Origin of the sequence: Enhydrobacter sp. (genome assembly GCA_025808875.1) — a bacterium.
Classification (GTDB): Bacteria; Pseudomonadota; Alphaproteobacteria; order Reyranellales; family Reyranellaceae; genus Reyranella.
The window spans coordinates 2,248,529-2,271,049 of record CP075528.1; the positions used below are offsets into that span (position 1 = coordinate 2,248,529).

Annotated in this window: 22 protein-coding genes and 1 tRNA gene; 10 read left to right on the forward strand and 13 right to left on the reverse strand. The window is 67.7% G+C overall.

The window, feature by feature from the left end:
* Window positions 1-2 precede the first annotated feature (2 nt).
* Window positions 3-254, reverse strand: a complete 252-nt coding sequence (locus KIT25_11090) for a hypothetical protein (protein ID UYN97443.1) — start codon at window positions 252-254, stop codon at window positions 3-5.
* Between the two features lie 176 nt (window positions 255-430).
* Here KIT25_11090 and KIT25_11095 point away from each other — a divergent pair.
* From KIT25_11095 to KIT25_11110, 4 genes are all read left to right on the forward strand, one after another.
* Window positions 431-523 (forward strand) — tRNA-Ser (locus KIT25_11095).
* Window positions 524-693: 170 nt separating this feature from the next.
* Complete coding sequence (gene dctP, locus KIT25_11100; GenBank protein UYN97444.1) at window positions 694-1,857, forward strand: TRAP transporter substrate-binding protein DctP; 1,164 nt, start codon at window positions 694-696, stop codon at window positions 1,855-1,857.
* A 75-nt stretch (window positions 1,858-1,932) separates the two neighbouring features.
* Complete coding sequence (locus KIT25_11105; GenBank protein UYN97445.1) at window positions 1,933-2,478, forward strand: TRAP transporter small permease; 546 nt, start codon at window positions 1,933-1,935, stop codon at window positions 2,476-2,478.
* A 29-nt stretch (window positions 2,479-2,507) separates the two neighbouring features.
* Complete coding sequence (locus KIT25_11110; GenBank protein UYN97446.1) at window positions 2,508-3,791, forward strand: TRAP transporter large permease; 1,284 nt, start codon at window positions 2,508-2,510, stop codon at window positions 3,789-3,791.
* Here KIT25_11110 and KIT25_11115 read toward each other — a convergent pair.
* Window positions 3,784-4,986, reverse strand: coding sequence for an MFS transporter (locus tag KIT25_11115; protein UYN97447.1), 1,203 nt, complete (start codon window positions 4,984-4,986; stop codon window positions 3,784-3,786). The genes KIT25_11110 and KIT25_11115 overlap by 8 nt on opposite strands.
* Before the next feature lie 80 nt (window positions 4,987-5,066).
* Here KIT25_11115 and KIT25_11120 point away from each other — a divergent pair, with 80 nt between their 5' ends.
* Both KIT25_11120 and KIT25_11125 read left to right on the forward strand, forming a co-directional pair.
* Complete coding sequence (locus KIT25_11120; protein ID UYN97448.1) at window positions 5,067-5,843, forward strand: gamma-glutamyl-gamma-aminobutyrate hydrolase family protein; 777 nt, start codon at window positions 5,067-5,069, stop codon at window positions 5,841-5,843.
* A gap of 3 nt (window positions 5,844-5,846) precedes the next feature.
* The gene (locus KIT25_11125) at window positions 5,847-7,073 is read left to right on the forward strand and encodes an MFS transporter (GenBank protein ID UYN97449.1); all 1,227 of its coding nucleotides are present in this window, start codon (window positions 5,847-5,849) and stop codon (window positions 7,071-7,073) included.
* A 5-nt stretch (window positions 7,074-7,078) separates the two neighbouring features.
* Here KIT25_11125 and KIT25_11130 read toward each other — a convergent pair whose 3' ends face one another.
* Window positions 7,079-8,251 (reverse strand): iron-containing alcohol dehydrogenase, encoded by a 1,173-nt coding sequence (locus KIT25_11130; protein ID UYN97450.1) that lies wholly within the window; start codon window positions 8,249-8,251, stop codon window positions 7,079-7,081.
* Between the two features lie 103 nt (window positions 8,252-8,354).
* On the opposite strand from KIT25_11130, the gene KIT25_11135 reads away from it, so the two are divergent.
* On the forward strand, window positions 8,355-9,197 hold the full coding sequence (locus KIT25_11135) for an LLM class F420-dependent oxidoreductase (protein UYN97451.1): 843 nt from the start codon (window positions 8,355-8,357) through the stop codon (window positions 9,195-9,197).
* A 36-nt stretch (window positions 9,198-9,233) separates the two neighbouring features.
* Here the strand turns inward: KIT25_11135 and KIT25_11140 are convergent, their stop codons facing one another.
* From KIT25_11140 to KIT25_11165, 6 genes are all read right to left on the reverse strand, one after another.
* The gene (locus tag KIT25_11140) at window positions 9,234-10,343 is read right to left on the reverse strand and encodes an amidohydrolase (GenBank protein ID UYN97452.1); all 1,110 of its coding nucleotides are present in this window, start codon (window positions 10,341-10,343) and stop codon (window positions 9,234-9,236) included.
* A gap of 368 nt (window positions 10,344-10,711) precedes the next feature.
* The gene (locus KIT25_11145; GenBank protein UYN97453.1) at window positions 10,712-11,656 is read right to left on the reverse strand and encodes an LLM class F420-dependent oxidoreductase; all 945 of its coding nucleotides are present in this window, start codon (window positions 11,654-11,656) and stop codon (window positions 10,712-10,714) included.
* Between the two features lie 18 nt (window positions 11,657-11,674).
* Window positions 11,675-13,510, reverse strand: a complete 1,836-nt coding sequence (locus KIT25_11150) for an SLC13 family permease (GenBank protein UYN97454.1) — start codon at window positions 13,508-13,510, stop codon at window positions 11,675-11,677.
* Window positions 13,511-13,556: 46 nt separating this feature from the next.
* Window positions 13,557-13,931 (reverse strand): hypothetical protein, encoded by a 375-nt coding sequence (locus tag KIT25_11155; GenBank protein ID UYN97455.1) that lies wholly within the window; start codon window positions 13,929-13,931, stop codon window positions 13,557-13,559.
* Window positions 13,932-14,367: 436 nt separating this feature from the next.
* On the reverse strand, window positions 14,368-14,718 hold the full coding sequence (locus tag KIT25_11160) for a hypothetical protein (protein ID UYN97456.1): 351 nt from the start codon (window positions 14,716-14,718) through the stop codon (window positions 14,368-14,370).
* A gap of 10 nt (window positions 14,719-14,728) precedes the next feature.
* Window positions 14,729-16,336, reverse strand: coding sequence for a choline dehydrogenase (locus KIT25_11165; GenBank protein ID UYN97457.1), 1,608 nt, complete (start codon window positions 16,334-16,336; stop codon window positions 14,729-14,731).
* A gap of 150 nt (window positions 16,337-16,486) precedes the next feature.
* Between KIT25_11165 and KIT25_11170 the strand changes: the two genes are divergently transcribed.
* On the forward strand, window positions 16,487-17,659 hold the full coding sequence (locus KIT25_11170; GenBank protein UYN97458.1) for an MFS transporter: 1,173 nt from the start codon (window positions 16,487-16,489) through the stop codon (window positions 17,657-17,659).
* Window positions 17,660-17,661: 2 nt separating this feature from the next.
* Window positions 17,662-18,627, forward strand: coding sequence for an aldo/keto reductase (locus tag KIT25_11175; protein UYN97459.1), 966 nt, complete (start codon window positions 17,662-17,664; stop codon window positions 18,625-18,627).
* Here KIT25_11175 and KIT25_11180 read toward each other — a convergent pair whose 3' ends face one another.
* The 4 genes from KIT25_11180 to KIT25_11195 form a co-directional block, all read right to left on the reverse strand.
* The gene (locus KIT25_11180) at window positions 18,628-19,071 is read right to left on the reverse strand and encodes a hypothetical protein (protein UYN97460.1); all 444 of its coding nucleotides are present in this window, start codon (window positions 19,069-19,071) and stop codon (window positions 18,628-18,630) included.
* On the reverse strand, window positions 19,064-20,671 hold the full coding sequence (locus KIT25_11185; GenBank protein UYN97461.1) for a GMC family oxidoreductase: 1,608 nt from the start codon (window positions 20,669-20,671) through the stop codon (window positions 19,064-19,066). The genes KIT25_11180 and KIT25_11185 overlap by 8 nt, the downstream gene beginning before the upstream one ends.
* Window positions 20,672-20,726: 55 nt before the next feature.
* Window positions 20,727-20,945: a hypothetical protein gene (locus KIT25_11190; GenBank protein UYN97462.1), complete on the reverse strand. Its 219-nt coding sequence runs from the start codon at window positions 20,943-20,945 to the stop codon at window positions 20,727-20,729.
* A 144-nt stretch (window positions 20,946-21,089) separates the two neighbouring features.
* Window positions 21,090-21,497, reverse strand: a complete 408-nt coding sequence (locus KIT25_11195; GenBank protein UYN97463.1) for a hypothetical protein — start codon at window positions 21,495-21,497, stop codon at window positions 21,090-21,092.
* Window positions 21,498-21,674: 177 nt separating this feature from the next.
* On the opposite strand from KIT25_11195, the gene KIT25_11200 reads away from it, so the two are divergent.
* Window positions 21,675-22,517: an amidohydrolase gene (locus KIT25_11200; GenBank protein UYN97464.1), complete on the forward strand. Its 843-nt coding sequence runs from the start codon at window positions 21,675-21,677 to the stop codon at window positions 22,515-22,517.
* Window positions 22,518-22,521 lie beyond the last annotated feature (4 nt).

Genomic DNA, 22,521 nt, shown 5'->3' on the forward strand with positions numbered 1-22,521 from the left:
CGTTAGCGCCGCGACCGCGTTCGGTCGAGCGGCAGCAACCCGAGCAGCGCCGAGATCGTGCCGATCAGGAAGGCGCTGGGATAGCCGAAGCCGTGGCCGCCAATCCGGCCATCGCGAAGCCGAAGCACGAGGCCGGACATCCAGATCAGGCCGAGCACCTTGCCGAAGAGCACGCGCCCGCTGCCGCTGCCTGACACTGCCGGCAACGCGCCCACGATGACCAGCGCGAGCGCCGGCGCGACCCTCTCGGCCATCAACGAACCCGCTTGGGGTCGTCGCATGTGCGGCACGTCGCCGTGTTCGCGTCGACCGGCCAAGCGCCTGAAATAACGGGTGAAATTCGACCCATGTTTGACACCCCGCACCCCCACCCGCTAGAACCGCCGCGCATCCGTCGTGGATATTGATCGCCGGGGTCTGAACGGGCTGCGGAGAGGTGGCCGAGCGGTCGAAGGCGGCGGTTTGCTAAACCGTTATACGGGGTAAACCCGTATCGAGGGTTCGAATCCCTTCCTCTCCGCCATTATCCGTCGACGTCGATCCGTTCGCGAACCGGTTCATTCTCTGTGTAAAAGTCATAGGATATGAACCCGCTCCGGTGTTATATTTTCCGCAATGCGAGCCTCAAGATAGGCCGAATTCGGCGGCCATGCCGTCGGACGAATGATGAGACAGATCTGGGAGGATCCTACAGTGACGCTAGGCAATAACACGATGTGGCGCTCGCGCGCCGGTGTGCGACGACTCGGTCGGACGATGCTGGCGACGGCGACTGGGGTCGCAGCGCTCGCCATTGCTGCGGCGGGACCCGCCGTCGCACAAGAACTGCAGAAGGTCACCATTCGGTTGGTGGCCGACCATACCCCACCGCCCCATCCGGCCGCGATCGCTCAGGTCGAGTTCAGCAAGCGTCTGGCCGCAGCGATCCCTGGTAGCGAACTGCGCCTCTACCATGCCGGCGCGCTGTACACGATTCCCGAGGCCCTGGCGGCGATGAGCGAGGGTAACCTCGAGATGACCTGGGGACAGTTCGGCAAGACGGCGGCGATCGACCGCTGGATGAACGTCGTCGCCGGGCCGATGCTGCTCACCACCCCCGGTGCCATGGAGCAGCTCGACAAGTTCGAATCGGTCGCGGTTTTGCGCAAGCGCTTCGAGGAACTGCATGGCGTCAAGATGTTCGGCACGGCGCATCTCAGCATGTTCATGGGCGCTGGAGCGAAGAAGCGTCTGCGTTCGCCGGACGACTTCAAGGGCCGCAAGATCCGCAGCATGGGCCCGGCCGAGAACGCGGCGCTGTCGGCGTGGGGTGCCTCGCCGGTGACGATGGCGTTCGGCGACGTGCCGCCGGCACTCGAGACCGGCGTCATCGACGGCCTGTTGACCAGCATCGGCGGCTTCAATGCGACGCGCGACCAGGCGCCGTTCTACACGGTCGCGGGCATCAACGGCATCGTCGGCGACTACTACTGGATCGGCGCAAGCCTGAAGTGGTGGAACCGGCTCAACAAGCCGACCCAGGCGGCGCTGGAGAAGCTGATCGTCGAGGAACTCATTCCGCTCCAGAAACAGGTCAATTGGTGCAACGACGAGCGGGTCATCAAGCAGTACCTGACCGAAGACCCGAGCAAGCCCGGTATCTACATCCTCAAGCCGGACGAGCAGAAGAAGCTGGCCGATGCACTAGGCGACGCCACGATCAAGTGGGTGAAGGCGAACACTCCGAACGACGCCCACAAGTGGGTCGACCGCTACGTTCAAGAGGCGCGGGCGGCGTCGGTGGCGCACCCGATGGGCACGTCCTCGATCGAAAAGACCGATTGCTCGAAACTGGCCCACTACTTCGCCAAGAAGTAGCACGTGTCGGCAACGACGGGCGCCGTCGACCACGGCGGCGCCCGTTGGCTGTGTTGACCAAGTGGAAGAACCGATATGGTTACGATCTACAAGACATGGCGGTTCTTCCAGGACCGCGTCGTTGGCTATGCGGCCGCGCTGATCCTGCTCGGTATGACGATCCTGTCGGTGGTCGAGATATTCCGACGATACGTCCAGGGCCAGACATTCCATTGGGGGCAGGATGCCGTGACCTACTTCATGGTCACGGCCACGTTCATCTATTTCGGCACTTGCCAGGCGCAACGCACCCATCTCGCCGTCACCATTCTGCCCGAATGGCTGAGGCGTAGCGGCCGGGTCAAGCTCGGCTTGGCCGTCCAGGCGATCGCCTCGCTGCTGGGCATTCTGTTCGTCGTCGCGGTCATCTGGTGGGGCCATCCAGCCGCCGAGCGAGCCCTGAAGCTGGAGCGCATGACGGAGAGCATGATCATTCCGCTTTGGCCGTTCATGTACGCGCTGCTCGTCGGGTTGGCGTTGATGGGCGTGACGCTGCTGTTCCAGTTCTACCGCGACGTGATGCGACTGGTAGGGCGCGACCCCTTCCCATGGGAACCGAATCATCTGGAGATGGAACTCTAGATCCGCGAGCGCAGGGGGAGCGCAACCGCATGTCACTGCTTGCAAGCCTGTTCACGGTACTGCTGGTGCTGGGCCTGCCGCTCGGCATCGTTCTCGCCGGTGCCAGCCTGATCTTCATCTTCGGCGATCCGATGCTGTCGCCTGGCGCGGTGTTTCAATCCTTTTTCAATTTCCTCAGCAAATACACGCTGATGGCCGTGCCGTTCTTCATCTTCGCCGGCTTCCTGATGGAGCAGACCGGCCTGATTGCGCGATTGTTTCGCTTCGCCGATGCTCTGATCGGATGGCTGCCCGGGGGCTTCGGCTTCGCTACCCTGGTGGCGGCGGTGATCTTCGGTGCGATCTCGGGCTCCAGCACCGCGATGGCCGCAGCCATGGGCGTGATTGCCTATCCTGAGCTCCGCAAGCGCGGCTATCCCGCCTGGCTGGCGGCGGGTCTGGTCGCCTCCGGCGGCGGCATCGCGATTCTGATTCCACCCAGCATCATCCTCATCCTCTACGGCATCCTGACCGAGACCTCGATCGTCACGCTGTTCTTCGCCGGCGTTATTCCCGGCATCCTGCTCGCCATCAGCGACGCCATCGTCCTGGTGTTCTTCGCTTGGTACCTCAAGCTGCCGGCGGGCAAATTCTCCTGGCGGGCTTTGGGCGAGGCGACCGTCGATGCATGGCCGGCACTTTTGATGCCGGTGGTGATCTTGGGCGGTCTCTACGGCGGGCTGTTCACGCCGACCGAGGCCGGAGCCGCAGCCTGCGGCTACGCGCTGATCTACGGCATCCTCATCAAGCGCGGGGCGTTCCTGAAAGATCTGATGGCGGTCACGGTGCGCTCGCTCAATCTCACGTCGGTGATCTTTTTCCTGCTGGGCTGCGTCGGCGTCTTCCAGTTCGTGCTCGCCAATCAGGGCTGGGCGCAGCACCTCACGCAGTGGGTCGGCGGCCTCGACCTGTCGCCCATGGAGTTCCTGCTGATCCTGCTGCCGATCCTGCTGTTCCTGTCGATGTTCCTGAGCGGTATCGCCATCGTCGTGCTGACGGTGCCGGTGTTCTTCTCGGTGGCGATGAGTCTCGGCATCGACCCGGTCGTGCTCGCCATCCTGACGGCGCTGGCGATGGAGATGGGGGTGGTGATCCCGCCGGTCGGGCTCAACCTGTTCGCGGTCGCCGGCACCACCCGGGTGCCGCTCCACGAGGTCACGAAGGGCGCCATGCCGTTCCTGTTCACCGATGGATGGGTTCTGGTGCTGGTGATGTTGTTCCCATTTCTGGCACTTTGGCTGCCGAGCGTGCTCATCACGCCGGTCTTCAAGTAGGCTCGGCCTTTCGCCAGCCGAGTCTCGGCATCGTCAATGCGGTGGCCATGCCGGCAAGGTTTGCGCCGACGGCGATCAACATCGCGTGGCTGTAGTCGCGCGTCACGTCGAACAGGTAGCCGGCCAGTACGGGCAGGCCGATGGCGGCGAGGCACCAGGCAATGTACGTCCGCCCGGCGACGCGTCCGAAGTCGGCGGGCGGCCAGTAGACGGATATTCCTCCGGCGGTCGAACCGGAGATGAAGCCGTAGCCCATGCCAACCATTGCCAGCCCGAGCACCGCTGTCACGGGTGCGGGGAAGAGCACCAGCAGCAATCCGCCGACGAGCGCCAGGCCGTGCGCCGCGCACATCACGTGTGGCACGGCGAACCGGTCGACCAGCCAGCCGCCGCTGACGCGGGCGAGGGCGATTGCCCCGGTGATGCCGGTGGTGGCTCCCACGGCGAGCGCCGCCGCGCCTCCATAGACGGCGATGATCTCTCGGGCCTGGCTCAGAACCATCAGGCCTGCCGAGGCGGCGAGAAAGAAAGTCGCCGAGATCTTGAAGAAGGTCAGTCCCAACTTTGCGGGGTGGCTCGCCACGCTCCCCGCCGGCGCGACCAGGCGCATCCTGCTGTGCTGGGCCAACAGCGCCGCGACCGCACCACACGCCACCAGAGTTAACGCCAGCCCGACCAGAGTGGTGCGCCAGCCGAAAGCTTCGTTGCAGACATGGAAGGCGGGCGTCGCGATCATCGCGCCCATGGGATAGAGGCTGACGAGATAACCGTTCACCAGCCCTAGTCGTCGGCGGACCAGCATGTTCACGCCCTGCTGCAGCAGGATATACGACACGCCTCCACCGATGCCGAACACGATGCCGTAGCCGACCAGCAACTGGGCGAGGCCTGACGCCTGTGCGGCCACGGCGATGCCGGCGGCGGCGGCCATGGCGCTGACGAACACCAGGGTCGGCGCGGAGGCGAGGCGGTAGACGAATGCCGCGCCGACCGAGCCCACGGTGAAACCCACCGTGGCGAGGCCGAAGACGAGCGACAGCGCCGAGCGGGGAATCTCGAGCTCATGCTCGATTGGACGCAGCAGGACGCTGAAGGAATAGACCGATCCCAATGGCAGATTCAGCAAGGTCGCGGCCAGCAGCGCCGCCCACGGGCGCTCGGCTCGGACGCTGGCGGCCGGCGCGGCATCAAGCATGGTGCACCCTAACACGGACTCGCGTCGCGCCGTGTGCGATGTCACTATCCGCAAGCCTGTCGGGAGCGAGAGTCCTTCGCATGACGAAACCAGTGGTCGGCGTGATCGGAAATGCCCAGGTGGTCAACGACCGGCACAACGTGCAACTGGTGGGACAGCGCAACCTTCGCGCAGTGGCGGAGGTCGCGGGAGCGTTGCCGTTGATGTTTGCCGCCGCGCCGGACATCACCGATGTCGATGCGCTGCTGGACGTCGTCGACGGAGTCCTGCTTACGGGCGCGCGGGCCAACGTCCACCCGACCTGCTTCGGCGTCGAACCCGACACCCGCCACGAACCCTACGACCACGACCGCGATGCGGTCGCGCTCGCCCTGGTGAGGGCCTGTGTCGATCGCGGCGTGCCGCTTTTCGGAATCTGCCGCGGGTTCCAGGAGATGAACGTCGCCTTCGGCGGCACGCTGCACCCGGAGATCCGCGACCTGCCCGGACGCATGAACCATCGCATGCCCCGGCTGGAGAATGGCGAGATTCATCCCGATCCGGAGGTCGTGTTCAGCGATCGCCACGAGGTCCAGCTCGCATCCGGCGGCGTCTTCGCCAAGCTTCTTGGTCGCGAGGCGATCCGCGTGAACTCGCTGCACGGCCAGGGCATTCTCGAACCGGGCGCGCGCATCGTCGTCGAAGGCGTGGCGGAGGACGGCACGATCGAGGCGATCCGCATTGCCGATGCGCCCGGGTTCGCACTGGGCGTCCAGTGGCACGCCGAGTACGATCCGCAGAGCAACCCGATCAACCGGACCCTGTTCGAGGCGTTCGGCGCCGCACTGCGGCAGCAGAAGCGCGCGTCGCGGCCGTAAGCCATGCGGCGCCTGGCGCTGTTTGGCTGGGCGACTGGCGCGCTGTTCTTCTTCTATGCCTGGATCATGCGCGTCTCGCCGAGCGTGATGATCGACGAGCTGATGCGCGACTTCGGCGTCGGCGCCGCCGCCATCGGCAATCTCTCCGCCTTCTATTTCTACGGCTATGCCGGCATGCAGATCCCGGTCGGCCTTCTGATGGACCGGTTCGGCCCGCGCCGACTGATGACGGTGGCCGCCGTCGGATGCGCCGCCGGCTGCGTGCTGTTCGCCCTGGCGCCCGAGCTCTGGATCCTGTCGTTCGGCCGCTTCCTGATCGGCGCGACCGCGGCCTTCAGCCTGGTCGGCGCGATGACGGTCGCTGGCCAGTGGTTTGCGCCGGCGCGCTTCGCGCTGCTCTCCGGCCTCGCCATGATGCTCGGCATGGCCGGGGGTGTGTTCGGCCAGGCGCCGCTGCGTGTGCTCGTCGAATGGCTCGACTGGCGGAGCGCCTCGCTCGCGCTGGCGGTGGGCGGTGTGGCACTGGCGCTGGCGGCGATCGCCACGGTCCGGGACAGGTCGCACGGGGCGGGCGGGCTGCGGCAAGTGCTGGTCGGGCTGGGGCAGGTCGCACGCAATCGGCAAACCTGGCTGATCGCCGTCGCCGGCCTCGGCACGACCGGACCATTGCTCGGCTTCGCCGGCTTGTGGGGTGTGCCCTTCCTGGCGCAGACACAGGGACTGGATCGCACGGCGGCGGCGGGTATCACGTCGATGGTATTCATCGGCTGGGGTGTCGGCGCACCGGTGATGGGCTGGCTCAGCGATCGCATCGGTCGGCGCAAGGCGCCCTTCGTTGCGGGCCTCATCCTGACGGCGGCAGCGATGGCGGGGCTTGCCTGGGCGCCCGGATTGCCGCTCTGGGCGATGAGCACACTGTGCTTTCTCTGCGGCTTCGGCGGTTCGGCGCAGATCGTGGGCTTTGCCGCGGTCCGCGAACTCAATCCGCCGGCTGCCGGCGGCGCCGCGCTCGGCATCGTCAACGGCGTGGTGACCGGGGCCGGCGCCCTCTACCAGCCGCTGCTCGGATGGCTGCTCGATCTGGCCTGGGCCGGCGAAATGGCGAATGGTGTCCGGGTCTATGCGAGCGCTGCCTACAGCACGGCATTCAGCGTCCTGGTGGCGGGTGCGGCCGTGGGCATTGCCTGCACCCTGATGATGCGCGAGACGCGGTGCCGCCAGAGCGCGTGACGCGCCTAGAACACCGATTCGAGGAGGGGAACGACTTCCTGCGCGCCGTTGATCCGGCGCGGGTTGGAGAAGGTCCAGTCGTCGAGCATGCAGTTGGCGGCGATGCGCGGCAGGTCGTCCCACCTGACGCCGACATCGCGCAGGCGCCGGGGCAGGCCGAGGCCCGAGATGAATCCATCGAGAACCGTGGCGGCCAGCTGGCCGGGCGCGCCGAGCGCCGCGCTGATCTCGGCCTGGCGGTCCCAATTCACCTCGGCGTTGAACGCCAGCACGGCAGGGAGCATGACGCACGACGTGTAGCCGTGCGGCACGCCAGCGCTGCCGCCGAGCACGTGGCCGATGGCATGGCTCGCCCCCATGCGCGTTCCGCCGACGATGCCGATCATCGAGATCCAGGCGCCGACCTGGCAGTCGAGCCGCGCCGCGAGATCGGACGGGTCGCGCTTGACCGCGGGCAGGCCGCGGCCGAGCAGGCGCAACGCCTGCAACGCCGTGCTGTCCGTATAGGCGTTGCTGTCGATCGAGCAGTAGGTCTCGACACCGTGATCGACGGCGCGGATGCCGGTGGAGAGCCAGAGCCATTCCGGCGTGTGCATCGTGATGGCCGGGTCGAAGATCACCGCCAGCGGGATGAGGCCGGGATGGATGTAGGCCTGCTTGAGCCGCAGCCGGGGCTCGGTGACGCCCGCCCGGGCATTGAATTCGCCGCCGCTCAACGTCGTGGGCACGCAGATTTGCCGCACGCGCGGCGCCCTGTAGTGCGGGAAGCTTCGCTTGCCAGTGATCTCGTCGACCACGGTGCGGAACGGCTCGAGCCCGTCCGGCTCGGTGATGTCGTGCTCCAGGCAGATCGTGACGGCCTTGCCGCCATCGGTCGTCGAGCCGCCGCCGACGCTCACCAGCAGGTCGCAGCCCGCGGCGCGCGCCTTGTTCGCGCAGGCGACCACCGCATCGCGCGGGCTGTGGGCGGGCATTTCGTCGTGCGTGCCGGCGTAGCGCGGTCCGAGCGCCTCGGCGATCCGCGTGACGGCGTCGGTCTTCCGGTTGAGCGTGCCGCCGGCGAGAAGGAACACCCGCCTCGCGCCAAGGCGCTCCGCCGCTTCGACCACGGCCTCGGCCGCCGGACGGCCGATCACGACCCGCTCCATTCCCGTGAAGACGATCTCGCCGGTCCGCATGGCGCGGACGTTACAGCGTCGCCCCGGCAAGGGGAAGCAGACGCGCCTTCACCGTCGCACCGGAGAATGGTCTACCATCGCCGGCGTATCGAGGGAGGACGGAATGAAGATCGGCGTCACCATGTTCGCGACGGACTATGCGATTCCGCCGCACGATCTCGCCATCGAGGCCGAGGCCCGCGGCTTCGAATCCGTCTGGTTCCCCGAGCACAGCCACATTCCGACCAGCCGCAGGTCGCCCTGGCCGGGCGGCCCCGAACTTCCGAAATGGTACTACGACACCTACGACCCCTTCATCGCCCTGGCGGCCGCGGCCGTGGTGACGAAGACCATCAAGCTCGGCACCGGCGTCTGCCTCGTGGTGCAGCGCGATCCCATCCACACCGCCAAGGAGGTCGCCACCGTCGACCGGCTGTCGAACGGTCGGATGCTGTTCGGCATCGGCGGCGGCTGGAACGCCGAGGAGATGGCCGACCACGGCACGACGTTCGCCACGCGCTTCAAGCTGATGCGTGAGCGGATCGAGGCGATGAAGGAGATCTGGGCCAAGTCGAAGCCGAAATATTCCGGCGAGTTCGTCAAGTTCGACGAGATGATGCAGTGGCCCAAGCCGGTGCAGAAGCCGCATCCGCCGATCGTCGTCGGCGGCGGCTTCCCCCACGGTGCGCGCCGCGCGGTGGCTTACGCCGATGGCTGGATGCCGATCGGCGGGCGGGGCGGCGACACGCTTGCCATGCTGCCACCGTTCCGCGAGATGCTGAAGGCGGCCGGCCGCGCCGAGGCCGACGTGCCGGTCACCCTGTTCGGCGTCGGCATGGACCGCGCCGCCCTCGAGCGCGCCCGCGACGCCGGCGTCGACCGCGTTGTCTTCGGCATTCCGGCCGAAGCCAGGGACAAGGTCCTGCCGGTGCTCGACAGGGGCGCGGGCCTGATCGGCGCCTTCTGATCGCGCTCCGCTCCGGCCGATCGCCTGCCCGGAGCTTCAGCGCGAAGCGGGCGTGGTCTCGATGCCGTAGAAGGCAGCGCAGGTCTCGCCCAGGATCAGGTCCTTCTCGCGCGCCGTCAGGAAGGGGCAGTAGCGCCTGACGTAGTCGAGCGACTGGCGATAGGTGCAGAAGCGCTCGACGTTGGGCATGTCGGAACCCCAGATCAGCCGATCGGCGCCGAGCTGGTCGCGCATGTCGGCGATCAGCGCCTGGGCCTCGGGGTAGGGATAGTCCCATACGCCGCCGTAGCTGATCGGGAACACCACCTCCAGCACCATCGGCTCGCGGCGATAGAGGCGCAGGACCTCGTCGGGAAATTCGTAGCGTCCGGCGCGCACGAAGAGGCCGACCGGCGGACTCATCGCCATGTGCACGCGCAGCGACCGATATCGGCCAAGGATGCGGGCGAAGGCGGCGACGTGCGCCATGTAGCCCGCGAGGTCGTAGCTCGGGCCCGAGCTGAACTCGATGCACAGCACGATGTCGAGCGCGGCCAGCCTGTCCCACAACGGCTCCATCTGCGGCGCGTCGAGCGGCCAGGGAAAGCCGTGCCGGCTGAGCGAATCGACGTTGAAGTAGAGGCCGCGCAACCCGAGCCGGTGGAACGCGCGATCAATCTCGGCAAGCTGCGCCGGATGGCCGGCCATCGCCTCGTCGACATGCATCATGCCGGTCATGCGGTCGGGATATTGCCGGCCAGCGTAGGCGTTCATGTCGGTCATCGCACCGTAGGCGCCGCCGGCCTGCAACAGGCAATGGTCGACGCCGGCGTAGCGCATCTGGGCGAGCATCAGCTCGGGCGGCGCCGCCATCTCCTGCATGCCGACGGGCATGTACTGGATGGCATGGTCCTCGCCGGCGTGGGTGAACTCGAGCTGGCCAAACCGGCCGACGCGGAAATCGACGTCGAGGAGGCCACTCCAGCCTGGATCGTCGGGCCGGTAGAGTGCGCCGGTGTCGGCGGGCGCGCCGTCGCGCAGGCGGTAGGTCGAGGCGACCGTCCGCGCGATCATGCGCTGGAGATAGCGGTTGTGGATGTCGCGCGTGGGATGGCCGCAGGCGCCGATCCAGTGCGCGAAGACATGGGCGTGGCAGTCGACGATCAAGAGGCGTCCTCCCCAGGCCGAGCCTACAGCAGGAACCGTCCCTGGTGCGTCCCCTCCCCGAGGACGGCTCGGATGCCGGTGCCATCGGCATCGGAGGCGATTCGTCCTCGAATCCTCACAGTCCCCTGCAGTCCTCGGTGTCCACTCATCCACAGGCCGATATCTCAGCGATGTCTCACCCGGTGAGACATCTCAAGTCATTGATATGATTGATTATCTTTCCGAATGTCTCACTGAGGCATCGAGGGAGTGTCCGGGGAGGCCTGCCAAAATTGCCAAAATGGCCAAAATCGCCAAGCGGCACCGGCGTTAGCTGCGACCGGGCGGCGAGGTGGATGCATTCGAGGCGGTGGTCGCAGAGAGGCCTGTCAGCCCTCCACCAGCGGCACGACCTCGGCGGCGAATTTCTGCAGGCGCTCGATACTCTCGGCGATGCTCTGGCCGCGGAAGTCGAAGATCAGCTCGTGCACGCCGATGGCGGCGAAGGTGCGGATGTCACCCGCGATCTCGTCGGGCGCACCCGAGAAGCTGCGCCGCGCGCCGTCGCGATCGGGCACGCCCGAATCGTAGAGCGGCGCCTTGTAGGAGATGACCAGTTTCGCGAAGTCGCGGCCCTCGGCCTCGGTCAGGCGCTTCAGGGTTTGCAGGTGCGCCGTCATCTCCTGCGGCGGCAGCGGCGAGGCGGCGATGGCACCGACCGGATGCCAGCCGTCGCCGTAACGGGCGACGCGGCGCAGCGCGGCCGGCGAATGGCCGCCGACCCAGATCGGCGGATGCGGCTTCTGCGCGGGGAAGGGTTCGCAGCGAATGTCGGCATAGCGATAGAAACGGCCCTCGAAGCTGGCCGGCGAGCGGGTCCAGAGCTGTTTGAAGATCGTCAGCCATTCGTCGGTGACGGCGCCGCGCCTGTCGAAGTCGGGACTGTCGAGCGCCTCGAACTCTTCCTTGAGCCAGCCGACGCCGACGCCCAGGGTCACCCGTCCGCCCGACAGCACGTCGAGCGAGGCGACCATTTTCGCCGTCAGCACCGGGTTGCGATAGGGCAGCACCAGAACCGACGTGACCAGACGCAGCCGCTCGGTGGCGCCCGCCACTACGCCCAGGATGGCGAAGGTCTCGAGCGCGTCGCCGGCGCTCGGGTGCTTGCCGTCGAGCGTGTAGGGATAGGGCGAATCGCTCGCCACGGGGAAGACGACGTGATCGGCGATCATCGCCGAATGCAGGCCGAGCCGCTCGCCTTCGCGCGCGAGCGCCAGCACGCCCTCGCGCGTGGCGGCGGGACCGCGGGTCGGGAGATAGAAGCCGTAGCGCATGCCCGCAGTCTAGCGGCCTCAGAGAGGCCAGACGACCAGCAGGAGCGGAACGCTCACGGCCACGACGATGACCTCGAGCGGCAGACCGAGCTTCCAGTAGTCGCCGAAGCCGAAGCCGCCGGGACCGAGGATCAGGGTGTTGTTCTGGTGCCCGATCGGCGTCAGGAAGGCGCAGGAGGCGCCGATCGCCACCGCCATCAGGAAGGGATCGGGGCTGGCGCCGAGCTGGCCGGCGGCGCCGATGGCGACGGGACACATCACTGCCGCCGTGGCCGCGTTGTTCATGAAGTCCGACAGGGTCATGGTGACGATCACGATCAGCACCAGGGCGACGACCGCGCTGCCCTGCGCGACGTTGTCGAGCAGAACGCGCGCGATCAGGTCGGCGGCGCCCGTGGTCTCCATCGCGCCGGCCACCGGGATGAGCGCGCCGAGCAACACGATCACCGACCAGTCGACGGCATTGTAGACCGTGCGTGGCGACACGGTGCGCAACGCCATGGACGCGAGCACGCCGCCGGCGAAGGAGATGGCGGCGGGCAGCAGGCCGAACGCCGCACCGCTGACCGCGGCCGCCATGATGCCGCCGGCTGTGGCGGCCTGACGTGGATCGGGAATGCGCAACGCACGCTCCGCCAACGGGACACAACCGAACTGCGAGGCGAACTCGGCCAGCGCCTCGGGCTGGCCCTGCAGCAGCAGCACGTCGCCCGGCCGCATCGGCATCGTGCGCAGCCGGGCCATCGAACGGCGGCCCTGCCGCGACACGGCCAGCAGGTTGATGTGATAGCGGCTGCGCAGATGGATGTCCGTCGCCGAGCGGCCGGCGATGGCTGAATCGGGCAAGACGGCCATTTCTGTCAACACCACTTCGTCGGACGGGATGGCGGCATTCGCCTGGGGCGGCGCGTCTCGTGTCCCCGCTTCCGGCGCGGCGGCCTCGGCGGCCGGATCGCCGTCGTCGGTGACGTCCTCCTCGAGCCTGAGCCCCAGCGCAGCGAGCGTCGAGGCAAGCCCCTCCGGCTCGGCCTCGATGACCAGGATGTCGCCGCGTCGCAACTCGCGATAGGGACTAGGTGCGCCAATCCGCACGTCGTCGCGGATCATCGCGATGACTTGGGCATCGGCCTCCTCGAGTACCTTGTCGACTTCGCGCAAGGTCATGCCTTGCGCCTTGCTCTTGCTGGTGATCCGCGCCTCGGTCAGGTAGGCGCCGGTCTCGAAACCCTCGGCGCCGACCCGTTCGCGCGTCGGCACCAGCCAGCGGGCGAAGACCACGGTGAAAGCGACGCCGACGACGGCAACGACGACGCCGACCGGCGTGAAGTCGAACATGGCGAAGGAGTTGCCGACCGCCTGGCTGCGGAAACCCGAAACGATCAGGTTGGGCGGCGTGCCGATGAGCGTCGTCATGCCGCCGAGGATCGAGCCGAAGGCCAGCGGCATCAGCAGCTTGCCGGGCGGCAGCTCGTGCCGTGCCGCGACCTGCAGGGCGACGGGCATGAGCAGGGCGAGCGCGCCGACATTGTTCATGAAGGCGGACAGGAGGGCCGCCAGGCCGGCGATGGCGGCGGTGGTCGTCATCGCGCCGGCCTTCTGAGGGAGCGCGACGCGGGTCAGCACGTCGATCGCGCCGGTTTGCTGGAGGCTGCTGCTCAGGATCAGGACGCAGGCGACGGTGACGACGGCCGGATGACCGAACCCGGAGAAAGCCTCGACGTCCGGAAGGAGACCGGCGACGACGCAGGCGAGAAGCGAGGCGACCGCCACCATATCGTGCCGCCAGCGACCCCAGAGGAAGGCGACAACGGTCGCCGCCAAAATGGCGAGTATCGACGCCTGGTCCTGAGTCATCGCCTCACGGGAGGCTGGACTGGCGACATGGGCGAGCCTGGCGCGCCTATTTCCGCGTGAGGGTCATCGGCACCTTGGGCTGGCCGACGCCGGCCGTGTAGCCGACGAGCTTGTTGCCGTCGAGATTGAGGCGAACGGTCGACTTCTCGCCATCGAGCACCAGAGTGGTGCCGTCGAACGATCCGGCCATCTGCTGTCCCAGGACCATGCGCAACCCGAACTTGGTCGTCACGCCCGTCTTGGTGCACTGGAAGGTGCCTTCGAGCGCGCCCTTGCGCTGGCTGTTGATCTGCAGGTTGACGGCGCCGCAATCCGGAGTTTGGCCCGTCCACAGTCCCTTCACGTCGGTTGGCTCGACAGCGACGGCCGGCCAGGCGGAGAGCGAAGCCAAGACTGCCGCGATGACTGCGATGCGCACCATGAAACCCTTCTCGTTCGGTTGTGCGCAAACATTAGAGAGTCGCGCGCCAGATTGCACGCACAATGGCCGATCGGCAACGGCCGGGCGATCCCGGCGTTGTCGACTCGGGCCGACATACCGGGAGATCCGTCATGGGATTGGGCAAAGGCATGTTGCTGTGGCTGATCGGAATTCCGATTCCGATCATCATCCTTCTCGTACTGCTCTTCTGACGCGCGGGGTTGGCGCGGCGGTTCGCCATCGAACGAAGGCGGGGTGCCCGGCGAGTCCTTTGCCGTCGGCATTATTGTATCGAATGTAAGGACATCGCTTGGTCACACGCCGCCCGCGCGGATTGGCGCATGGTCTTGCGTGTACTGCCGGGAAGGGGCAGAAGGCGCCGGGCCCGAGACGGCCGCGACCACGGCGCCGATCGGGCCCGACGCTCCTCTCCGGATCAGATGACCTTGCGAACCACGTGGCTGCGATTGGTCGTATGGGGACGGACCTCAGCCGGCCAGCGTCCCTTCTCGCCGGCGATGGCCCATTCCTTGCTGAGCAGCACGTCGGGCGAGTCGATCTCGTAGAGGGCCACGTAGTTCGCCATGCCCGCGCCGTCGAGCACCTTGCGCTGGCCGGCCAGCATGAAGGCGGCCGGCTCGGTCTTGAGCCGCGTGACGGCGCGCACGCCCGGCACCTTGAGCAGTTCCGGCACGTGCTCGGTGTCGTAGACCTCGTTGAACAGGGCCTCCTTGTCCTTGGCGACGTCCATGCTGACGATGAAGAGATACTTGCTGGCGAGTGGCACTTTTTCCTCCCTAGGCTGCGGCCGCCCTGACCATGTCGGCGCATTTCTCGCCGATCATGATCGACGGGGCGTTGGTGTTGCCGGCGACGATGGTGGGCATGATCGAGGCGTCGGCGACCCGCAGCCGCTCGACGCCGTGGACGCGGAGCTGCGGATCGACCACGGCGTCGACCTCGCGACCCATGCGGCAGGTGCCGACCGGATGCAGGTTGCTCACGCCCGTCGCGCGGATGAAGTCGCGCAGCTCCTTGTCCCCGGAAACGGAGGGGCCAGGCATCGTCTCCTCGACGAGGAAGGGCTTCAGCGCCGGCTGCCGGGCGATCTCGCGGCAGATGCGCAAGCCCTCGATCAGCGCCTGCCAATCGTACGCGGTCTTGAGGAAGTTGAAGCGGATCTCGGGCGCGGCGAGCGGGTCCGATGACTTGAGCCGCACCGTGCCCCGACCCTCGGGCTTGAGATGCACCGGGCTCAGACCGAAGGCCGAGTAGGGCTGCGGCACGACGCCGTTGCGGTCGCGCGAGATCACCGCCCAGGCGAACATGTTGATCTGCAGGTCGGGCCGCTCCAGCCGCCTGTCGGAGCGCACGAAGGCGCCGACGAACAGTCCCATGCTGGCGAGCGGGCCGGTGCGGCCGAACGCATACTGCGCCGCCGCCATCATACGCCGCGGCAGCGACAGCGCGATGTCGTTCATCGTCACCGGCTGGCTGCAGCGGTAGCCGACATAGGTGTTGAAGTGGTCATGCAGGTGGCTGCCGACACCGGGCATATCGCGCACGACGTCGATGCCGTGTTGCTTGAGGTGCTGCGCCGGGCCGAGGCCCGACAGCATCAGCAGCTGCGGCGAGCCGTACACGCCGCCCGAGACGATCACCTCGCGCGTGGCCCGTGCCGTCAACTCGCGGCCGCCCTGGCGGTACTCGACGCCGGTCGCGCGGCCGTTCTCGATCAGCACGCGCGTGGCGTGGGCGCCCGTCGCGATGGTGAGGTTGGCGCGCCTCGGGCCGCCGAGATAGGCGCGGGCGCTCGACCAGCGGCGCGCGCCATTGATCGTCGTCTGATAGTAGCCGACGCCTTCCTGCTGCGCGCCGTTGAAATCCGGATTGGCGGGAATGCCCGCTTCGACGGCGGCATCGTGCATCGCCTTGGCGAGCTTCGGCTTCCAGCGATGGTCGGTGACCTTGAGCGGGCCGCCGGTGCCATGGAAAGCGTCGCCGCCACGCTGATTGTCCTCGGCTCGCCTGAAATAGGGCAGGACCGACTCGTAGTCCCAGCCTTCGCAACCGCGTTGGCGCCACTCGTCGTAGTCGGCAGCGTTGCCGCGCATATAGACCATACCGTTGATCGAGCTGGTGCCGCCCAGCACCTTGCCGCGCGGCTGATACATGATGCGGTCGTTGAGCTCTGGCTCTGGCTCGCTGTCGAACATCCAGTTCACGCGCGGATTGGCGAAGGTCTTGTGATAACCGAGCGGCACGTGGATCCACGGATAGAGGTCGCGCGGTCCGGCTTCGAGCAACAGCACGCGGAAGCGGCCGTCCTCGCTCAGCCGGCCGGCGACCGCGCACCCGGCCGAGCCCGCGCCGGTCACGATGTAATCGTAGGAAGCGTCCTGCATGCGCCCCTCCCGGCGTGAGCATGCAACAAGGCTTCCGCGAATGCCACGAGCACGGATCGCGGAGCGGACCGCGAGCCGCAGCGATTGGGTCGCGCCGTGCCCTGTCGTACTGTGGCGCCCCGCGACGCAGGAGCCCGTTCGATTTCTCCATTGTACCTCGCCCTGGGCGCAATGACGGCGCAGCAGACCCTGGCGACGCTCGGACGCTCGGCCGTGCCTCTGATCGCCGCCGCGATCGTCGCCGACCTCGACGTCGATCCGGCGCTGGTCGGGGTCTATCTCGCCATCGGCTCCGTGGCCGGCTTCCTGACGACCGTGGGCTGCGGCGGTTTGATTTTGCGTTACGGCGCGCTGCGCATGACGCAGGTCGGCATGCTCGGTCTCGGCATCGGGCTCGCCGTGACGACCGGGGGCTGGCTGCCGCTGTTCGCGCTCGGCGCCTTCGTCGGCGGGTTGGGACAGGCGATCTCGACGCCGTCGAGTTCGCACCTGCTCGGCCGTCTGTCGCCGCCGCGCCTCGCGCCGCTGGTGTTCTCGATCAAGCAGACCGGCGTGCCGGCCGGGCTGATGCTGGCGGGTGTGGTGGCACCGATGCTGGTCGTCGAGGCCGGCTGGCGCTGGACGCTGATCATCATTGCCGGGCTCTGCCTGTTCACCGTGGGGGCGTTGCAGCCCCTGCGCGCGCGATTCGACGTCGATCGCGTTCCCGGCCAGAAACTGTCGTCCGCCGACATCGGGGCGAACATCGCCCGCGTGGTGCGCGACCCGGCACTGCGGGCCCTGTGCTTCGCGATGTTCAGCTTCGTCGGCCTGCAATCCCTCTTCACCGGCTTCTTCGTCCTCTATCTCGTGCGCGGGCTCGGCTACGACCTCGAGCGGGCGGGCCTCGTCTTCGCCATCGCCGTCGCGATCGCGGTGCCGGCCCGCATTTTCTGGGGCTGGCTGGCGTCGCGCTTCGTGCGGCCGGCGCTGCTGCTGGCACTGCTCGGCATCGCGATGGCCGTGTCGGCGGCGCTCGCGGCGGTCATCGCGCCCGGTTGGCCGATCGGGGCCGCGATCGCGATCGCCTGCGCGATGAGCGTGACGGCGGTGAGCTGGCACGGCGTGCTGCTCGCCGAGGTGGCGCGGCTGTCGCCGCCCGGCCGCATCGGCGCCACGACGGGCGCGGTTCTGGCATGGGGTGACGCCGGCGCCTTCTGCTTGCCACTCGCCTTCAGTGTGGCGCTCACCGCGACCGGCGGCTACGGCGCGGGCTTCCTGATCGGCGGCGCATTGGCGCTGGCGGTCGGGCTGATCGGCCTGCGCCGGCGTGTTAGGAAGTGACGATGAAAACCAAGCCTTTCGGCCGCACCGGCATCTCGGTCTCGGAACTCTGCTTCGGCACGATGTCGTTCGGCGGGGACGCCGACGAGGCGACGTCGGCGGCGATGTACAAGGCATGCCGCGACGCGGGCGTGAACTTCTTCGATTGCGCCGACACCTACAATGGCGGCCGCTCGGAGGAGATTCTCGGCCGCTTGGCCAAGGATCACCGCGACGAACTGGTGCTGACCACCAAGTGCTTCAATCCGACCGGGCCCGACGTCAACGCGCGCGGCGTCAACCGGCGCCATGTCGTGCGTGCCGTCGAGGCGAGCCTGCGCCGGCTGCAGACCGATCGCATCGACGTCCTGTTCCTGCACCAGTACGACCCGCTCACGCCGATGGAGGAGTCGATGCGGGCGCTGGAAGATCTCGTGCGGGCGGGCAAGGTGATCTATCCGGGTCTCAGCAACTGGGCGGCCTGGCAGACGCAGCGTGCGCTCGACATCCAGGAACGCATGGGCTGGTCGCGCTTGCAGGTCACGCAGCCGATGTACAATCTGGTCAAGCGTCAGGCCGAGGTCGAGATCCTGCCGCAGGCCGAGGCGAGCGGCCTCGGCGTCATCCCCTACAGCCCCGGGGCGGCGGGCCTGCTGTCGGGCAAGTATTCCGGCCAGGCGTCGGGCCGCCTGCTCAGCAACAAGATGTACAAGCGGCGCTACGGCATGCCGTGGATGGTCGAGGTGGCGGAGAAATACGTCGCCTTCTGCAGGGAACGCGGCCTGCATCCGGTGAGCACCGCGATCGCCTGGGTGGGGGCGCATCCGGTGGTGACCGCGCCGATCGTCGGTGCGCGCAATGTCGAGCAGTTGAGGGACTCCCTGGCGTCCACCGAGGTGAAGATGACGCCCGAGTTGCGCGCCGAGATCGGCGCGCTCGGCCGCACGCCGCCGCCGGCGACCGACCGTAGCGAGGAGCAGACCGCCTGATCAGTCCGGCCGGCGCCAGAACGGCGCGCGGCGCTTGACCGGCTCGAGCAGCGACCAGTCGCCCTGTTCGACGACGTGGCCTTTGGGGAAGGGCGGGCGCGGCTCCTGTCCCAGCGAGCGCATGACGCGATCGTCTCGGTAGTAGCAGAGCAGGACCAGGCGATTGAGGGCGAACAGCGGGGCGCCGCCCTCGGCCTTGAAGAGCGCGGCCACTTCCGCGCGGCGCGCGTCGGTCAGGGCGGCGAAGTCGCCTCCGGCCAGCGTCGCGAGATGGGCGAGCGCGGTACGTATGTCGGCGAGGTCGCGGCCGACGCTCGTCAGGATATCGGCGAAGATCGCAGGATCGTCCGCACCCGGCACACCGTACTCGGCGCTTGCCGGGATCATGAGGGCGGTCAGCGCCCGGAGCTGGCGGGCATCGTCCTGTGTCAGGGAGTCAGGCATCGAACAGCGTCCCGTCGGCCGCACGTCGCTTGATCTGATCGGCGATGTGGAGCGCCAGCGCCTGGATGGTCGAGGTCGGGTTCACACCGCCCGACGTCACCCAGATGCTGCCGTCGATGAGGAAGAGATTGCGCACGTCGTGGCAGCGCCCCCAGCCGTTGACCACCGAACGCTCCGGATCGTCGCCCATGCGTGCCGTGCCGAGGAGATGCCAGCCGCCGTTGAGGATCGGGCTCTCGATTCCGATGTCGGAGGCGCCGGCGGCTTCGAGGATGTCGCGTGCGCGGGCGTGGGCGTGGGCCATCATGCGCCGCGTGTTGTCGCCGATGCGATAGTCGATGCGCGGTGCTGGAATGCCGTGGCCGTCCTTGAGCTCGGGATCGAGGGTGACGCGATTGTGCTCCTCCGGCAGGTCCTCGCAGATCGCCGAGAGGTAGATGCGCCGGTTGAGCAGGCGGCGGTAGACGCGGTGATGGTCGTCGCCCCACGGCAGGCGCCCCGCGGCGGTGCTGGTGATGGCTTCCATGATCGACTGGATGCCGCGCCCGAACTGGAAAGTATAGCCGCGCACGAAGTCGCGCGACGGATCGGTCTCGTAGAACTCCTGGCTCCACAGGCAGAGCGGCGGGCCGTGATTGCCGTCGAGCGGCTCGTCGACATAGCCGTAGGTCTGGGCATATGGATGGAGCATCAGGTTCCTGCCCACCAGTCCGCTCGAATTGGCAATGCCGGCGGGGAAGCGGGCGGACACCGAGTTCAGCATCAGCCGCGGCGTGCCGACACCGTTGCAGGCGAGGATCACGAGCTCGGCGGGCTGGAAGTGCTCCTCGCCGTCGCGATCGTAGTAGACGACGCCCGACGCGAGCCCGTCGGGTCCGACCGTGACCTCGCGGACGCGGCAATAGGTGCGCAATTCGACGCCGGCACGGATCGCCGCCAGCCAGTAGGTGATGTCTGTACTGGCCTTGGCGCCCTGCGCGCAGCCCGGGGTGCAGTGGCCGAGATTGAGGCAGCGACCGCGGCCGTCGTAGTCGATCGTCGCGATGGTCGAGTCGGATGGCCACCAGTGCCAGCCGAGCTGGTTCATGGCGCGGCCGAAGCGCTGGCCCGACTTGCCGAGCGGCAGGGGCGGCATCGGCGGATGCTTGGGCGGGTAGGCGGGATCTCCGGCGAGGCCCGACACGCCCATCATGCGGTCGTTGTCGGCGAAGAACGGTTCGAGCGTCGCGTAGTCGACCGGCCAGTCGTCGGCCACACCGTCGAGCGAGCGCACCCTGAAGTCCGACGGCTTGAGGCGCGGGTAGTGCGCCGTGTACATGATGGTGCTGCCGCCCACCCCGTTGAAGTTCACCACCTTGATCGGCGAGTTCGCGTCGTTGATCGGATAGTCGGTCGGCCGCGCGCGGCGGTTGGGGCTGATGGCGAAGTCGCCGAACAGCCGCGCCTCCCAGTCGCGTCCGTTGCTCGGATAGTCGGTCGGCTTCACCCAGTCGCCCTGCTCGAGACAGAGGATGCGCATGCGGGTGTCGGCGAGACTCCAGGCTGCGGCCGCTCCCGACGCTCCCGATCCGACGATCAGGACGTCGACCTTGTCGTGCATGAACCAGCGTCCTCCCCGGCGTAGACTAGGGCGCCGGAGAGGACGGCAGCAAGGGTCAGCGGCGCAGCGGGCGCGGAGCGATGAGCTGACCGCGCTCGTCGTAGACGTTGCCGAACTCGTCGTAGATGAAGCCGTGCGGCGACATCATCGCGAGTTCATGCGTCGTCGCCCGCTGGCGATCGAACGCCGGATTGGCAATTGGCGAGGTCTGGGCCAGGACGGCCGGCGCCATGACTGCCAGCGCCGCGACAAGGACGATCGTATGCTTCACCATGTCGGTTCTCCCTGACTTGATGCCGAAGGAACGCGACCTGGGCGCGAAAGTTTCTGTGGAACGCCGGCAACCGCCGCGATCCCGCCGCAATCAAGAGCCTCTCCGGGGGCGCCGGAGAGGCTTGCCGTTTGAGCGTGTGGCGGATCAGCGGATCCGCATGCCCTCGCGATTGTAGCGCCGGCCGTACTCGTCGACGATGTAGACTTGGTTCGGACCCTGCGCCGACGGATCGACCACGCCGGTGCGGCCGCGTATCGCGCCTTGGCTCGTTGGGCCTGTCTGGGCCTGGTCGCTCGAGTACATGCGCTGGGCCTGCGGAGTGTAGGCGCTGCCCGACTCGCCGGCGGCGCTTTGCGACTTGTTGGTGTGCGAGAGAACGCTGGACGAGTTCGTGCCCGGCGCAGTGGCGTTGGCGTTGGGCGTGGTCGTCCCGATGCTCTCGACCGGGCCCGCGCCGGTCGCGCCGCCGGGAGCGGGGGACACTCCCTGGGCGACGGCCGCTCCCGACAAGGCCAGCGCACAAGCGGCGATCGTCGATGTCTTCAACAGCATGACGGGTCTCCTTGCTTGGGGTGGTGCAAGGAGAACGCCGCCGCGGCGCGACCTGTTGCAGCCGCCTTCGAATTCCACTGGTGGGCGCACCCTCGCCATGCGAACCGTGCAACCGCGGCAAAAGGGCAAGCCGTTGGGCCGCCCGGCGGGTATGATGATCGGCCAGGAGGGCGAGAAATGCCGACCATCGACGCGCAGGTTCATTGCTACGAGCGCAACCATCCGGGCCGGCCTTGGGTGGAGACTCTCGCGGGACCACCCGAGGTGACCGGCGCCGACATGGTCAAGGCAATGGACGAGGTCGGCGTCGATGGCGCCCTGCTGGTGTCGGTGTTCACAATGTACCGCTGGGACGCGAGTTACGCCGTCGCGGTACAGAAGCAGTATCCTGGCCGGTTCGCGGTCATCAAGCCGGTCGATTCGGCCGATCCCAAGGTCGGGGAGACGATCGCCGAGTGGGCGAAGATGCCGGGCACGGTCGCGATCCGCATCATGATGCGGCCGGACGTGTCGAGGGACCCCACCGATCCCGGCATCAACCGCGTGCTGGCGGAGGCGGCGCGGCACGACCTGCCGGTCAATCTCCTGTGCTGGGGCAGGCTCGAACAGATTGGCGAACTTGCCAAGCGCAACCCCAACACGCAGATCGTGATCGACCATATCGGCCTGCATCAGCCGTTCGCGCCGCCGGCGCCGGCCGACGGCTGGGCCGACGTGGCGAAGCTCGTGGCGCTCGCGCCCCACCCCAACATCGCGGTCAAGATCACCGGGGCCTGCACGCTCAGCCACGAGAAGTTCCCTTACAAGGACATCTGGGCGCCGCTCGGCCGCATCTTCGATGCCTTCGGGCTCGATCGTTGCATGTGGGGGACCGACTGGACGCGGGCGGTCAACCTCCTCACCTACAAGGAGGGGGTCGATTCGTTCCGGGTGACCGACCGGCTGAGCGACGGCGATCGAACCAAGCTGATGGGCGGCACGCTGTCGAAGGTTTATGGTTGGGCGCCGACGAAGCCCTAGGTTG